The sequence below is a fragment of the Clostridium algoriphilum genome (assembly GCF_020443705.1).
In the GTDB taxonomy this organism is placed as follows: domain Bacteria; phylum Bacillota; class Clostridia; order Clostridiales; family Clostridiaceae; genus Clostridium_AD; species Clostridium_AD algoriphilum.
In genome coordinates, this window is record NZ_JAIZZK010000002.1 from 133,856 (window position 1) to 148,982 (window position 15,127).

The window sequence follows — 15,127 nt, forward strand, 5'->3', positions numbered from 1 at the left end:
AGTAAGATGGTAAATGTGGAAAATATTCGTCGTAGGGAGGAATTAAATATGTCTGATGTTAAAAATTTAGAAAAAAAATATGAAGTAGCTTGGGACAAATATACTGGAAATGATGTTAAAAAGGTATTTGCATTGTCTGATGAATATATTGATTTTATATCAAAATGCAAAACTGAAAGAGAGTGTGTAAATGAGTTTATATCACTCGCTGAAAAAAACGGCTACACAGATATTGACACTTATATAAATAATGGTAGTAAATTAAAAGCTGGTGATAAAGTTTATGCGAGCAACATGGGTAAAACATTAGCATTATTTTTAATCGGTTCTGAGCCAATTGAAAAGGGTTTTAAGATTTTGGGGGCGCATATTGATTCACCAAGACTTGATTTAAAACAAAACCCATTATATGAGGATTCGGATCTAGCATTATTAAAAACACATTATTATGGTGGAGTTAAAAAGTATCAATGGGTAACACTTCCTTTAGCTATCCATGGTGTTGTGGTTAAGAAAGATGGAACAATAGTAAATATAGTTATAGGAGAAGATGAAAAAGAACCAGTAGTTGGAATTTCAGACCTTCTAATTCATCTATCTGCTGATCAGATGAAGAAGACATTAGACAAAGGTATTGAGGGTGAAGACTTAAACGTATTTATAGGCAGTATACCAATAGAAGATAAAGATGCTAAAAATAGAGTTAAGTTAAATATATTAAGACTTTTAAATGATAAATATGATATAGATGAAGAAGATTTTGTATCATCGGAATTAGAAGTAGTACCTGCAGGGCGCGCTAGAAGCTATGGATTAGACAGCAGTATGATTATGGCTTACGGACAAGATGATAGAGTTTGTGCATATACTTCATATGCTGCATTAATGAATATGAAGAAAACAGACAAAACTTGTATTGTTTTACTTGTAGATAAAGAAGAAGTTGGAAGCATTGGTGCAACGGGAATGCAATCAAAATTCTTTGAAAATACAGTAGCTGAAGTTGTTAATTTAATGGGCGATTATAGTGAGCTAAAAGTTAGAAGATCATTATCAAATTCTAAAATGTTATCGTCGGATGTAAGTGCTGCATTTGATCCAAACTACCCTTTAGTAATGGAAAAACGTAATGCCGCATACTTTGGAAAAGGCATAGTTTTAAACAAATATACTGGAGCTCGCGGAAAAAGCGGATGTAATGATGCTAACCCAGAATTTATTGCAGAGCTTAGAACTATAATGGAAAAACATAATGTCTCATGGCAAACATCAGAACTTGGAAAAGTGGATCAAGGCGGCGGAGGTACTATAGCATATATTTTAGCTGAGTATGGTATGCAGGTTATTGATTCAGGTGTTGCTCTTCATAACATGCATGCACCATGGGAAATTTCAAGTAAAGCAGATATATATGAAGCACTAAAAGCTTATGAAGCATTTTTGTTAGAAATTTAGAATAAGAAAGTATAGATTATTATAAATCCATTTCTCTTCGATAAGTAATTCTAAACTAACTTTATTGAAAGATACTAAAAAGTAAAAACTCGCGAGAGCTCAAACATTTACTTTTATTAACGTATCTTTCATAAAATAAGTAAGAATTATTAACGCTTGTTCAAATGTATTTTACGTAATATATACTTTCTTTACCATACTAAAGGAAGGAAATTATATAATTTCCTAATTAGAAAATAAAAAGGAGATGTGAAAATATCTCCTTTTTATGAGTCTAATGCATTTACAAAGGCGGCTAGTTCTTCATTACTTAAAGAAACTGAACCAACAATGCCATGTTTGGTATCTGATTTTGTAATTCCATGAAAATCAGAACCTGCAGTAATTAACTTGCCGTATTCCTTTGCTTTTAATTTTAGAAAAGATTTTTGTTTTTTTGTGTTTATTGGATACACCGCTTCTATACCATCAAAATTAAGGCCTAACATTTCATCTATAGGAGTTTTTTTAATTAGCACAGGGTGTGCAAGTACAGCTAATGCATTAACTTTCTTTAATATGCTTATTCCATCAGCTGTTGAAATTCTCTTCATATGAACATATGCAGGGCTATCATTTGAAAGAAAATTATCAAATATATATTTCCAATCATATTTATAACCAGCATCAATTATTGCTTTAGCTATATGGGGCCTAGCAACTACACCTTTGGCTTCATCTAAAACCTTCTGGTAGTCTAATTTTATCTTGAAAAATGTATCTAGATTTTCTACTATCTTTTTACCTCTAGATAATCTAAAATCATCTATATCCTTTAAAAAACTTTGAAAATCTGGATCTTTATACTTATCATCTTTGAAATATCCTAGAACATGTATGCTCTCATTGTTATGAATAGTAGATAATTCTATACCAGGTATTACCCTAATATTATTATTTATACCTTCCCTAATTCCTTCTTCAACATTTAATGTAGTGTCATGATCTGTTATTGCAATAATATCAAGACCACTCAAAGAAGCTTCGTGGATTAATTCTTTAGGACTTAGTTTTCCATCAGATGCATTTGTATGAAGATGGAAATCACCTCGATTGTACATTTAATCACCTCAAATTTATAGTTTTACTATTACCATTTTACCTAATAATGGTCAATATTTAAAGGGGTATGTAATAAATAATTATTATTAATGAATATTTAATACGTGTTATTAGGAGCGACTATAAAATATTGTAGCCAGTTTCAATATTTAAATCCTAATGATTTTGTTGAAACTATTTGATATAATAGGTAATTATAAGAGGATAGGAGATCGTTTATGTTTTTGATGATAGACAATTATGATTCATTTGTATACAACCTTGTTAGATACTTTGAAGAGCTCGGTGAAAAAGTATTAGTATATAGAAACGATAAAATTACATTGAAGGATATTGAGAGAATTAAGCCAGAAGCCATAATAATTTCACCTGGTCCAAAATATCCAGAATGTGCAGGCAACTGCATGGAAATAGTAGAGCATTTCAAGGAGAGTATACCTATTTTGGGAATATGCTTAGGGCATCAAATTATTGGTAAGGTATTTGGTGCCAATATTATTCAAGGATTTGAACCAGTTCATGGAAAGGTATTTAAAATTAACCATTGTGGAAAATATGTGTTTAAGAATATTATGAGTCCAATGAGGGTTACAAGGTACCATTCCTTATTAATAGAAAAGGAAACCTTGCCAGAGGTACTAGAGATAACTAGTGAAACTGAAGATGGAGTTATAATGGGAATAAGACATAAAAATTATCTTATTGAAGGGTTACAGTTTCATCCTGAAGCAGAGCTTACGGAATATGGACATGAAATATTGCAAAATTTTATTAATGAAGTAAAAATAAAAAATATTTAAGACTAAGGAGATAAAATGCAGCTTGTAATTGAAAAACTTCAAACTAAACTTGATGGCTTTGATATATATTCTCTATTTAAGGAAGATACAAATACCGTATTGTTAGACAGTGCAAGAGATGAAGAAACCTTGGGAAGATATTCTTTCATAGGTGTAAATTGCTTTATAACATTTAAAAGTAAAAATGGTAAGTGCTACAAGAACGAAAAGGAATATGCAGGTGATACTTTTACAGAGTTAAATAAAATTTTAAAGGAATTCACTTTAGAAAATAATACTAATTTACCCTTTGTATCTGGTGGTATAGGATATTTTTCTTATGACTTGGGTAGAGAACTTGAAGAGTTACCTAATATAGCAATGGAGGATATAGATATTCCATGCTGTTATTTCAATTTTTATGACAATATAATTATATTAGATAACTTGGAAAAAATTACATATATATCGGCATTAGGGATGCTTAAATCTCAGAAAGACAGTATTTGCGGTATTAAGAGACGTATTCTAAAAGGTAATAAAGTTACATATGAAAAAGTTGGAAACATAACAAATAAATTTACTTCAAGTTTTGAAAGAAACAAATACATAAATACCATATCAAAAGTAAGAGAGTTTATAAAAAGTGGAGATATATATATTACTAATTTATCTCAAAGATTTAGTTGTAGCATTAGTAAAAGTGCATATGAGATATACAAAGATTTAAGATATATAAACCCTGCTCCATTTGCTGCATTTATGAATTTCGGGGATTTTAATATACTATGCTCATCCCCAGAAAGATTTTTAAGTATAGTGGATAGAAAGGTAGAAACTAGACCTATAAAGGGAACCATGCCAAGGGGGATAGGTGAAGAGGAAGACCTTAAAAATAAAAACATATTAATAAATAGTGAAAAGGATAAAGCTGAACTTCTAAATGTTGTGGATTTAGAGCGAAATGATTTAAGTAAAGTCTGCAAGCCTAATTCTGTAAAAGTAACGGAACTTTTTAAATTAAAGGAGTATAGTACAGTCTTTCATTTAGAATCTACAGTAGTAGGTGAGTTAAAAGAGCAGGTAGGTTCAATAGAATGTATTAAGGCGTGTTTTCCTGGAGGTTCGATAACAGGTACACCTAAAATACGTTCCATGGAAATTATTGAGGAATTAGAGTCTGTACGGAGAAATATATATACTGGGTCTCTTGGGTATTTGGGGTTTGATGGGAATGTAGATTTAAACATAATTATTAGAACAATTTTAATAAAAGACCATAAAGCTTATTTTGGTGTAGGGGGAGGAATAACTTGGGATTCTAAGGAAGAACTTGAATATGATGAAACCTTAGATAAAGCAATGGCGCTGATGAGAGTTTTATAAATAGGAGGTGGTACCCTAGGTAGGGTGGTTGCACTCTAGAAGAGTAATTGCACCTTAAAAGGGTAATATGATATTGATAAATGATAATTTAAAAGAAGATGAGATATCTTTGGATAGCGGGTTTTTCTTTGGTAGAGGAGTATTTGAGACTATATTAGTTAAAGAAAAACCAATACTTCTTGGGTCCCATATCAAAAGGCTAAATATTGGACTTATTACACTGAATGTAGATAAAAAAATTACAAAAGAAGAAATCTATGCTGCTGTTCTAAAACTAAATTGTAAAAATTGCGTGCTAAAAATCATGGTATCTGAAAAAAATACGATATTTACTACAAGACAAATTCCATATAAACATAGTGACTATGATGGAGGGTTTTCCTTAGGATTAAGTGAGGTTAGGCGGAATGCATATTCCAACTTGACTTATGTTAAATCCTTTAATTATGTGGAAAATATAATTGAACGTGATAAAATTATAAACAAAGGATATAACGAAGCCTTGTTTCTAAACACGGAGGGATTTTTAAGTGAAGGTGCTGTAAGTAATATATTTTTTATAAAAAATGGAATTATATTTACACCAAAAATTAAATGCGGGCTATTACCAGGTATTGTGCGAGAGTTTGTTATTAAGTATTCATCTTCTATAGGATTTGAGCTGAAAGAGGGAGAGTTTACATATGGCGAATTGTTGGAAGCTGAAGGCGTATTTATAACTAATAGCATTATGGGTATAATGAAAGTTAATAAAATCGACGATAGGGTTATTAAAGAAAGCGCAGTTGTATCTGAAATAAAAAGGTATTATGATATATACGTAGACAATTATAAGGAATAAAGGCTACTCTAAAGGGGTGGAAACCATAAATATTAACTTAATGGATGACAAAATAAATGATATTATAAAAAATCAAAGCTTTCAGAATAACCTAAGCAAAATAGAAGAGCTAGAAAAAAATAGAAAATATTGTTTGCATGATATGCAACACTTTTTAGATGTGGCACGACTTATGTACATAATTAGTTTAGAAAATGATTTATCTATACCCAAATATATAATTTATACAACTGCACTTTTGCATGATATAGGTAGAGGAGAACAGTATGAAAATGGTACTGCTCATAATATTGCTAGTGTGAGTATTTCTAAAAAAATATTACATCAGTGCACATATGCTGATGAAGAAATAGATAAAATCCTATATGCTATAGGAAACCATAGAAACGATACTGAAAGTTTTAATGTGTTAAGCGACTTATTATATAAAGGTGACAAGCTTTCAAGAAATTGTAATCATTGCACAGCAAGAGTTGGATGTAAATGGCCACAAGAGAAGAAAAATATGAAGATAACATACTAGAAACATAATGCATAATTTAGTATACATGGTATGTTAGATTTTTTAGGAGGAAAGATATGAAAATAGGAAACCAATGTTTTGAAATAGGTAAAAGGACTTACATAATGGGAATATTAAATGTTACTCCTGATTCATTCTCTGATGGGGGAAAATTTAATGATGTTCAATCAGCAATAAATCATGCGAAGATAATGGTTGAGCAGGGAGCTGATATTATTGATATTGGTGGAGAATCTACAAGACCAGGGCACTCAGTTGTTAGTGAGGCAGAAGAAATTGAAAGAGTGATACCTATTATAAAGGCTTTAAAGAAGGAATTGGATGTCCCTATTTCTGTGGATACATATAAAGGGAAAGTTGCAGAACTGGCGATTGAGGCAGGGGCAGATATGATTAATGATATATGGGGGTTTAAGAAGGACCCCTATATTGCACTTGTTGCGGCTAAATATAATGTCCCTTGCTGTTTAATGCATAATAGAGATAATAAGAATTATGATGATTTAATTTTCGATGTATTAAAAGATTTAGAAGAAAGTATAACAGTTGCACTAAATGCAGGCGTTAAAAAAGAAAATATTATATTAGACCCAGGAATTGGTTTTGCGAAAAGCTATGAGGATAATTTAAAAACCATGAATAACCTAGAAAAACTAAATAGTTTAGGGTATCCAGTACTCCTTGGAACCTCAAGAAAATCTATGTTAGGAGTTGCACAAGATTTACCTACTAGTGAAAGGCTTGAGGGGACACTGGCAACTACAGCTATAGGGATAATGAAGGGTTGCGAATTTATAAGAGTGCATGATATAAAAGAGAATAAAAGAGTTTGCGCTATAACAGACGCTATCTGTAGAGGGTGAATAAATATTCACTTATAAAGGAGATAAAACTATGGACAAAATGTATATAAAAGATTTAGAAATTTATGCCAACCATGGTGTTTTTCAAGAGGAAAAAACCTTAGGACAACGTTTCTTAATATCTTTGGAGCTATTTATTAATTTAAGAGAAGCAGGCACCACTGATGATATAACAAAAACAGTTCATTATGGTGAGCTTTGCAACCTTATAGAGGAAGAATTTAAGAAGGAAAGCTATGATTTAATAGAAAAAGCAACTGAAAAAATAGCTGAATTTATACTTTTAAAATACAATTTAGTTCAAAGAGTAAAGGTTACAATCAAAAAACCTTGGGCCCCTATAGGAAAATCCCTTCGATATGCAGCAGTTGAAATCGATAGATGTTGGCATACTTCGTATATTGGAGTAGGTGGGAATATGGGTGATAAAGAAAAAAATGTAGAGATGGCATTAGAGCTCATAAGTAAATCTTATCATACAAAGATAACTAAGAAATCAAAACTTTATGAAACTAAGCCTGTAGGGTACCTAGAACAAGAGGACTTCTTAAATTGCGCTATCGAAATAAAAACACTTTTAACTCCCCTAGAACTTGTAAGATTTCTGTTATCTATAGAAAAAGAATTAAAACGTGAGAGAGTTATAAGATGGGGTCCTAGAACAGTAGATTTAGATGTGTTATTGTATGATAATATAATTAGTTCAATAGACGAAATAATATTACCTCATCCAAGAATGCAGGAAAGAATGTTTGTATTAGAGCCGCTCAGTGATATAGCACCTTATGTTGTACACCCAATTTTAAATAAAACTATAATTCAAATTAAAAAGGAAATAGAAGCATAATAAGCTTTTATTTCCTTTTTTAAATTCTTCCTAACAAGTTACATGAATTCACTAAGAAGTTTATATGTTGAATTTAATTTGCTAATGTGTTTATTTATAGGCATAACAAAATACTTGTAAAAAAACAAATACCTTATACCTTATTTAGGTATAAGGTATTTGCATAGTCCAAAGAGATTATATGCTTTGTACATTTTACTTGTGTCAATATAATCCATGCTGTAGTCGCCATCCCATGGATATATGGAAATAACATTTTCGTTATATATATTTATAACATATTTATTGACACTAAAAGTTAAAAATATTTTATATAATGGTTTAGCTGGCAAGTTTGGTGGTTTAGCAATAAAGCTATCATTATTCAACGAATTAAAAAACTGTATAAAGGTAGACAAATCATCTTTAGAAAAATCTTTCTTTTTATAAAAATTCATATATAGAGTATAGAGTTCAACAGGTTTTTCTAGAGATAGATCTTTCATTAACAACTTAGTATAATAATAATTGGTTGGCTTATTTTTCATATAAATGCTTTTATTAAAATCGTATTTGCAGCCAAAGAGGCTTAAAGAGAAAAATACACACATTACGATTATAATACATTTATTTTTATTAATACTCAAGTAATCACATCCTTTAACGCTCCTTTAACGCTCCTTTAAATAAAATATGTTGATTAGTTATCTTTTAGTACACAAAATGGCGACATTAGCATAATTTAAAATAAGAGCTTAAAAATATGAATACAATGAAAATTCAGATAAAGGAGGGGCTTTTTTTGAAATACGGAGTAGATATTGGACATAATTGCCAACCAGGAGACACTGGGTATGTAGGTATTAAAAATGAAGATGAGTTAAATAAAGAGGTTGGTGTTAAGGTTATGGAAAAACTAAAACAACTTAAGCATGAAGTTGTGTACTGCACCCCTAGTTCTGATTCTAGTTTAAGTAATTCACTTTATAGAAGGACAAATATTGCAAATGAAGAAAAGGTAGATTTTTATGTGTCTATCCACTTTAATGGTGGTGGGGGACGTGGAACAGAAGTATTTGCAATATCAGAATCAGGTAAAAAAATTGCTCGAAGAGTTGTGAATGAGATAGCAGCATTAGGCTATATTAATAGAGGTGTGAAGGAGGGGAGCTTTCTGTATGTACTAAAAAACACCAAAATGCCTGCAATACTTGTGGAAGGTGGATTTGTTGATTCCAAAGAGGATATGGAAATATTTAATGCAGAAAACATAGCTAATGCTATAGTAGCTGGGTTAACAGGAAGTTTTGTTCATGAAAAAGAATAAAAAGGAATGATGTAATTGTTCAGAAACATTGACCATATTATTAACATAGATTTAGCAAACAGAATAAATGTTAACAACAATATTAATATTGAAAAAAATGATATTAATAGTCATAGATTTTTAATAACATTGTACTACAATTCTATAGATTATAACCTGACAGGTTCAACTGCAAGGATATATTTTAAAAAACCTGATACGACAAAAATATTAGAGAATTGTCTAATATATAATGCTTTATGTGGAAATATAAGTTATTTATTAGAACCACAAGTAGTAAGTTGTGTTGGAATTGTAGCAACAGAGATAATAATTTATGATGATAACGGGAGAATTATAACATCAGTTTCATTCAACTTTACAGTTATAGAAAATAATACTCATGAAATATTCGATGCAGATATTGATAAGGCAAAACAAAATGAAATTGATTATGGAATTAAAAAAATTAGAGAATATGATTTAATTGTTAACGTATTAGATTTTGGAGCAAAGGGTGATGGAATTACAAACGATACTCTAGCTATTCAAGAATGTATTAATAAAGCATCTAGTACCGGTGTTATATTTTTTCCATCAACTGGTTCTTTTTATAAGGTTACAAGCCTTACTATTCCGAGTGGTAAGGCTAATTTAAAGCTGTTAGGAACAGGGATGGTTCATTCATTTATTAAATTTAGTTCTAAGAAAGCAATATCAGTACAATGTGATGGCGTTCATTTTGATTCACTTCGATTACAAGGTGCAGGGATTCAAGTTGCAAATACTTTTCTATTTAAAGATGAAAGACCGAGCAACATGGCTGACTTTGATATCACAATTAGAAACTGTTACATTTCAGAAGTCGAGACTGTAGTTGAAACAAGAGGAAGAGGAGTAATAATTGAATTTAGTGCATTTTATGCTATACGTTATCAAATAATAAAGGCTGATTTCCCAATGCTTAAAGTATTTGTTTCGAGTGTTGAAAATACTCAAACGTATAAAAGTGGCTTTAGAGGTTTTATATTTAGAGAAAATCGTGTACACTATTCCCCATGTACCATATTAAATAATGTAGGTTCAAATAAAATGAATCTTAGTGGAGTGCTTATAACTGGAAATCAATTGGAAGGTTCAACAACATATATCGATGGTTATGTTAGAAATTGTATAGTAAGTAATAATATTCATTATCACGTTGGTAATGTGCGCGAAGCATTAATAATATTACATGGTTGTGATAATGTTAATATTGAGCTAAATGTATCAGGCAAGAAAATATGTAATGAGGGTATAGATAGTTACTCTAATAAAATTGTTCATTGTACAGGTAAATATAATAATCTTACTATTAAAGCAAATATACAAGATGTCTACAAAGATGTATTTTACTTTAATGCAGGAGGTGACAATTTAGATATACATGTAAATGCGAGTAACATATGTAGAGCTGATACAAAATGTTATAGTCTACTTAGGCTAGATAATAAGCGGGCTGTTTATGATGGAGTTAACGTTCGTGGTATAATAAATAGCCCTGCATCTAATTTCACGGCTATTAAACGTAGTGGCAATATAGTAAAAAATCATAATATTAATCTAGATATTATAGGAGACTTCTTATCTTATAATAATTTAGATTCTTGTGTACCAAGTACTAGGAAAACAACCAATGGATTGTATACTGGGGATGGAACTACTAATAGACAAATTACTATTAAATATAAACCTGCTTTAGTTCAAGTATTTTCAAATAATTTTTTAGGGGTAAAGCATATAGAAAATGCTACTCTAGCACCAAATATAACAATTAATAATTCAGGATTTACTGTTAAATTAACTGCTAATGTGATTAATGAAACTTATGTTTATATAGTGCAATAAAATTAAAAAGTATAGTAATGTTATAATCTACTGAGTATTACAAAGAATAATACAAGAAAAATAGGTTTAGCTTAGGCTAAATCTTTTTATTTAACTTTCAAATATTTGATTAATGAGTATATAATAGAGTTAGAATATCAATTTGTTGCAAATGATGAACATATAGTTAATAATTAATAATTAATTACTGTAAATACGATTTATTCGTGGTTATAAGTTCCAAAATGTCTAGCAATATAGTAGAATAAAGTTAAAAAGTCAACAAAGTATATTTAAATGGAAACGAAAACATGGAACTAAGTATTACGTTATATATTTTGAGGAGGAATAGATATGGGTTTTAAAAATGGTGATGAAATAGTTATAACAGTAAATAAACCTAGTGGTGGATGCATGAAAATAGGGGATACAGGTATTGTTAGAAAAACTTGCGAAAATGAAGAAAATGATGTTGACAGAGCTATAGAATTTGATTTTGACTTTTTAGGAATGCATGATTGTGAGGGAGCAGTTGAAAGTGGAAGAGGTTGGTTTATTAATACGGATGAAATGACATTGAGTAGTGAAAACTCAAGTGGAACTTTAAATCAACAAAAGAAAGAATTGTTACAAGCACTTAGAGATTTATGGGAGGTTAAAGGTACTCCTTCAACAGATAAACAAGCACACTATAAATTTGGCGTAGAATGCAGAGTCCAAGAAATTATAAGAAAATATGTAAATGAAAAATAGAAAGAGAGATTGAAATAATATTACATATATTGAATAAATGGGCAGCGAAGTTGAGGTAGAAGTTTATAAAGTAGTTACTATAACACTTGAGAAGGTTGCAGGAATAATATATCTGAATTTAGGTCAATATAATATTTAAAGATATTTACTTAATATACAAATGTGTATGGGAAAGAGAAGTGTTTTATAATGGCTTTTTTACGTTGGATTGGCGCAATAGTAGTGTTCATTTGGAGCTTGAATTTTATATTTGAATTTGGTGGCAGTATGGCACCTCTGTTAACTGTTATAGCTCCAATAATGTTTATCACGGCTATGACTTTCAAAGCAAATAAAACTTAGCAACACAAAAGATAACCTTGCCCATTTTTAGGAGCAAGGTTTATTTGTTTTTTTAGATAAAACATAATCATTTATATCACTTATGGCAGGAAAGGGAATTAATGAAATTAAAATAATAAAAGTGAAGGAATTAACGTTGATACTAGTGCCAAAAGATTACTATTTTAATAGAATTGAATACAATGTTATAATATAAATTGTAATTGTAAATATTATTAACTTTGTTAAAAATAAAATATGTGAAGAAAGTAGGGTTATCAAAGTGAATCGTTATAAAGCAACATTAATATTAATATTAGCTTCTACTATTTATGTCCTTAGTTATCCATTCCATAAAACCTTTGTAGGAGGGATTGTGTATAGTGGGAGCTGTGGTTCGATGATCGGTGGTTTCGCTGACTGGTGGGGTATTAACAAACTATTAAAGAAAACAATTCCTAAAAACAAGCAAAATATTTTTGATGGTCTATCTAATATGGTGAGTGAGGAGTTATTAACTAAGGAGACTTTAAAGAAATTACTTAATGAGTACAATATTTCAGAAATCGCAATTAAATTTGTAAAGAATAATAATGAATTAGAAGATATAAAGACGGTACTTAAGGTTATAATTGAGAATAATAATATTGACAGAAGCGAGATCAAAAGAATTATTTCTAAATTTACTATAAAAAGTTTGAAAGAATTTAATTTACATAAATTAATTGTTTCAGTTATGAAAATTTCTTTAAAAACTGAATATGAGGATAAAGTTTTAAATTTTATCTTAGGTGAATTAATATTATTTTCTAAAAGCAAAGATTTTAAAAATATACTTATTAAGTTCATAGATGATACACGATCCTCTTATGAGCATGGGAATATAAAAAAAAGAATTATTGATAAATTTAAGGGCAGTAATAATGATTTAGCATCTGATATAACACAAAAGATTGAAAAGTTTCTAATTAATATGAGAAAGGATGATAATGAAAGTAGGTTAATGCTAAAGCAGTGGTTATATGCTAAGGTAGATAATTTTGAGAAAAATAATAATTATAAAACTAAAATTGAGAGCCTTAAAATTGATTTATTAGAAAATGTTAAGGTTGAAGAATACATAAACATTATGATTGAAAAATCAAGTATCATATTTTTTGAGAATAATATCTTATATGACAAGCTTTTTCTCATCATAAAAAATTGGTTATTTGAAATAAATAAAAATGTTGATCTTCAAAGAAAAGTAGATGTGTTTCTCAAAAATATATTAAATAAACTAATAGATAATGAACATAAAAATATAAGTAAAACAGTTAAGGAAAATCTTAATAAATACACTGATACTATGCTAATTGAATTAATAGAATCAAATGTTGGAAATGACTTACAGTTGATAAGAATTAATGGTTCTCTTGTAGGTGGTATAGTTGGTATTTTAATGTTTATTATTAAGTATAGTATAGGAGTGTAGATATGAGAAATAAAAAAATAGCGGATTTATCAATTGTAGTTTTATTATTATTAGTTATTATAATTGCTCTTATACAAATGAATTTTAGAAACAATGAAATTATTAAAATGCTAAGTTTTGTTATTGAAGCAGCACTCGTAGGTGCTATTGCAGATTGGTTTGCTATAACTGCATTATTTGAAAAACCATTTCTAGTAGGTAAAATACCCATTATAGCATCACATACCGCTATAATATCGAAGAACAGAGAGATTATAGTAAATAGTGTAGCTGATGTAGTCCAAAATAAGTTATTAAGTGAAAAAGTATTGAAAGGTAAAATTGAAGAAATTAATATAGTTGATGGTTTAATTGGCTTTATTGATAAAAATATAAATACAAGAAGTGAATTATATGAAACATTAATAGATTATATTATAGAAAAAATAAACACTGTTGATTCTTTAGTTCTTGCTAAATTATTAGAAACTCATTTAAAACAAAAAATTGAGGAAATAGACATATCAGTTTATTTAGATAAAAAGATTGAATATGGTATAGATAATTACAAATTCAAAGAAATATTTAATATACTTTTAGATACTATATCTATATATGTAAATGATAAAGAGAGAAAAGATATATTAGAGAAGTTTGCAAATGATTTTCTGAAAAAAGAAGCGAATAGTCTTGTTATGGAAAAGATTATTAGTATTTTAAAATCTGTAAATGCAATAAATACTTCTGATGTCGTAAAATCAATTTTAGAACAAATCAATAAAATTCTTCTGAATTTAAAGAATGAAAATGATAATTTACGTTGTGAAACAATTCAAAAGATTGAACAGTTATTTAAAAAAGTGCATAGGGATAATAATATTAGAAGTGATATTGAGAAATGGAAAATAACAATGATTAAAGAGATTTCAGTGCAGGATGAGTTAAATACAATAATTAAAGATGTAATAAACGTAATCACTGAAAAAGAAACTTTTTTATGTAATAATACTTCAGAGAAGAATTATAAAAATCAGATAGACTTATTGCTTAAAGAAGATATTGTATCTGTTGTTACGTGTATTAAAATTCAATTAGAAAATCAATGGATTCGTTTAAAAAATGACGATGTTAACAAAGAAATCATGAATAAGTATATTAAAGAAGCTATATTTAAGTTTATTGAATCAAAGTATAAAAATGTAGGCCATACAGTGAAACAAGTATTAAATAGCATGGATGATGAATCTTTAAATAATTTTATAAAGAAAAAAGCCGGAAATGAGCTTCACGGAATACGTATCAATGGTTGCACAGTAGGTGCATTATTTGGTGGAGTTGTTTTTGCTTTAACACATATAATTTATGATTTAATATTACCCAATATATTAAGTTTTAGATTTTAAAAGTTAGAAAGTTTTTTTGAAAATAGTAAATGCCTTAGTACATTTATTAAAATTAACTAAGGCATTTACTATAACTGGTTCCGGAGGCGGGAATCGGCCCTTTTTATACAGAATACATAAACAGAAGACTTTTAAGGCTTGCTATAGCTTGCAAGAAGGCTATTTAATATTAACAGCAAAATACTATAGCCCTTATATAAAACCGGCTTAGAATTGATATTATAATGAATAGGGCTTAAAACAGAAGTAGA

General features: G+C 29.1%; 15 protein-coding genes. 13 read left to right on the top strand and 2 right to left on the bottom strand.

Features of this window, described 5'->3' with window-relative positions; genetic code table 11:
• Positions 1 to 48 precede the first annotated feature (48 nt).
• A complete protein-coding gene (locus LGK95_RS02880; protein WP_226122012.1) occupies positions 49 to 1,455 on the top strand; it encodes an aminopeptidase in 1,407 nt (468 codons plus the stop codon).
• A gap of 266 nt (positions 1,456 to 1,721) precedes the next feature.
• On the opposite strand, the gene LGK95_RS02885 is transcribed toward LGK95_RS02880, so the two are convergent.
• Positions 1,722 to 2,555: a PHP domain-containing protein gene (locus LGK95_RS02885; protein WP_226122014.1), complete on the bottom strand. Its 834-nt coding sequence runs from the start codon at positions 2,553 to 2,555 to the stop codon at positions 1,722 to 1,724.
• A 219-nt stretch (positions 2,556 to 2,774) separates the two neighbouring features.
• Here LGK95_RS02885 and LGK95_RS02890 point away from each other — a divergent pair, with 219 nt between their 5' ends.
• The 6 genes from LGK95_RS02890 to folK all read left to right on the top strand — a co-directional run bounded on the left by LGK95_RS02890 (position 2,775) and on the right by folK (position 7,795).
• Positions 2,775 to 3,356: an anthranilate synthase component II gene (locus tag LGK95_RS02890; RefSeq protein ID WP_226122016.1), complete on the top strand. Its 582-nt coding sequence runs from the start codon at positions 2,775 to 2,777 to the stop codon at positions 3,354 to 3,356.
• 15 nt (positions 3,357 to 3,371) lie between these two features.
• Entirely contained in the window at positions 3,372 to 4,721 is a 1,350-nt protein-coding gene (pabB, locus tag LGK95_RS02895) for an aminodeoxychorismate synthase component I (protein ID WP_226122018.1), read from the top strand.
• A 67-nt stretch (positions 4,722 to 4,788) separates the two neighbouring features.
• A complete protein-coding gene (locus LGK95_RS02900; protein ID WP_226122020.1) occupies positions 4,789 to 5,562 on the top strand; it encodes an aminotransferase class IV in 774 nt (257 codons plus the stop codon).
• A 40-nt stretch (positions 5,563 to 5,602) separates the two neighbouring features.
• Positions 5,603 to 6,085 carry an HD domain-containing protein gene (locus LGK95_RS02905; protein ID WP_226122021.1) on the top strand — a complete coding sequence of 161 codons (483 nt, stop codon included), beginning with the start codon at positions 5,603 to 5,605 and terminating at the stop codon, positions 6,083 to 6,085.
• 56 nt (positions 6,086 to 6,141) lie between these two features.
• A complete protein-coding gene (gene folP, locus LGK95_RS02910; RefSeq protein WP_226122023.1) occupies positions 6,142 to 6,948 on the top strand; it encodes a dihydropteroate synthase in 807 nt (268 codons plus the stop codon).
• A 31-nt stretch (positions 6,949 to 6,979) separates the two neighbouring features.
• Positions 6,980 to 7,795 (top strand): 2-amino-4-hydroxy-6-hydroxymethyldihydropteridine diphosphokinase, encoded by an 816-nt coding sequence (gene folK / locus LGK95_RS02915; RefSeq protein WP_226122025.1) that lies wholly within the window; start codon positions 6,980 to 6,982, stop codon positions 7,793 to 7,795.
• Positions 7,796 to 7,935: 140 nt separating this feature from the next.
• Here folK and LGK95_RS02920 read toward each other — a convergent pair whose 3' ends face one another.
• Positions 7,936 to 8,322 carry a DUF4883 family protein gene (locus tag LGK95_RS02920; protein ID WP_226122027.1) on the bottom strand — a complete coding sequence of 129 codons (387 nt, stop codon included), beginning with the start codon at positions 8,320 to 8,322 and terminating at the stop codon, positions 7,936 to 7,938.
• 254 nt (positions 8,323 to 8,576) lie between these two features.
• On the opposite strand from LGK95_RS02920, the gene LGK95_RS02925 reads away from it, so the two are divergent.
• The 6 genes from LGK95_RS02925 (at position 8,577) to LGK95_RS02950 (ending at position 14,876) form a co-directional block, all read left to right on the top strand.
• A complete protein-coding gene (locus LGK95_RS02925) occupies positions 8,577 to 9,101 on the top strand; it encodes an N-acetylmuramoyl-L-alanine amidase (protein ID WP_226122029.1) in 525 nt (174 codons plus the stop codon).
• A 15-nt stretch (positions 9,102 to 9,116) separates the two neighbouring features.
• Entirely contained in the window at positions 9,117 to 10,967 is a 1,851-nt protein-coding gene (locus LGK95_RS02930) for a BppU family phage baseplate upper protein (protein ID WP_226122031.1), read from the top strand.
• A gap of 333 nt (positions 10,968 to 11,300) precedes the next feature.
• A complete protein-coding gene (locus tag LGK95_RS02935) occupies positions 11,301 to 11,699 on the top strand; it encodes a hypothetical protein (protein WP_226122033.1) in 399 nt (132 codons plus the stop codon).
• A gap of 189 nt (positions 11,700 to 11,888) precedes the next feature.
• Positions 11,889 to 12,041 (top strand): hypothetical protein, encoded by a 153-nt coding sequence (locus tag LGK95_RS02940; RefSeq protein ID WP_226122034.1) that lies wholly within the window; start codon positions 11,889 to 11,891, stop codon positions 12,039 to 12,041.
• A 262-nt stretch (positions 12,042 to 12,303) separates the two neighbouring features.
• The gene (locus LGK95_RS02945; RefSeq protein ID WP_226122042.1) at positions 12,304 to 13,494 is read left to right on the top strand and encodes a DUF445 domain-containing protein; all 1,191 of its coding nucleotides are present in this window, start codon (positions 12,304 to 12,306) and stop codon (positions 13,492 to 13,494) included.
• A 2-nt stretch (positions 13,495 to 13,496) separates the two neighbouring features.
• Positions 13,497 to 14,876 carry a DUF445 domain-containing protein gene (locus LGK95_RS02950; RefSeq protein ID WP_226122051.1) on the top strand — a complete coding sequence of 460 codons (1,380 nt, stop codon included), beginning with the start codon at positions 13,497 to 13,499 and terminating at the stop codon, positions 14,874 to 14,876.
• The last annotated feature ends 251 nt before the right edge of the window (positions 14,877 to 15,127 follow it).

Coding starts and splice junctions, on each gene's coding strand:
- LGK95_RS02940 (WP_226122034.1), top strand. CDS start 11,889: ATGGCTTTTTTACGTTGGATTGGCGCAATAGTAGTGTTCATTTGGAGC.
- pabB (WP_226122018.1), top strand. CDS start 3,372: ATGCAGCTTGTAATTGAAAAACTTCAAACTAAACTTGATGGCTTTGAT.
- LGK95_RS02900 (WP_226122020.1), top strand. CDS start 4,789: ATGATATTGATAAATGATAATTTAAAAGAAGATGAGATATCTTTGGAT.
- LGK95_RS02905 (WP_226122021.1), top strand. CDS start 5,603: ATGGATGACAAAATAAATGATATTATAAAAAATCAAAGCTTTCAGAAT.
- LGK95_RS02885 (WP_226122014.1), bottom strand. CDS start 2,555: ATGTACAATCGAGGTGATTTCCATCTTCATACAAATGCATCTGATGGA.
- folK (WP_226122025.1), top strand. CDS start 6,980: ATGGACAAAATGTATATAAAAGATTTAGAAATTTATGCCAACCATGGT.
- LGK95_RS02880 (WP_226122012.1), top strand. CDS start 49: ATGTCTGATGTTAAAAATTTAGAAAAAAAATATGAAGTAGCTTGGGAC.
- folP (WP_226122023.1), top strand. CDS start 6,142: ATGAAAATAGGAAACCAATGTTTTGAAATAGGTAAAAGGACTTACATA.
- LGK95_RS02890 (WP_226122016.1), top strand. CDS start 2,775: ATGTTTTTGATGATAGACAATTATGATTCATTTGTATACAACCTTGTT.
- LGK95_RS02950 (WP_226122051.1), top strand. CDS start 13,497: ATGAGAAATAAAAAAATAGCGGATTTATCAATTGTAGTTTTATTATTA.
- LGK95_RS02935 (WP_226122033.1), top strand. CDS start 11,301: ATGGGTTTTAAAAATGGTGATGAAATAGTTATAACAGTAAATAAACCT.
- LGK95_RS02920 (WP_226122027.1), bottom strand. CDS start 8,322: ATGAAAAATAAGCCAACCAATTATTATTATACTAAGTTGTTAATGAAA.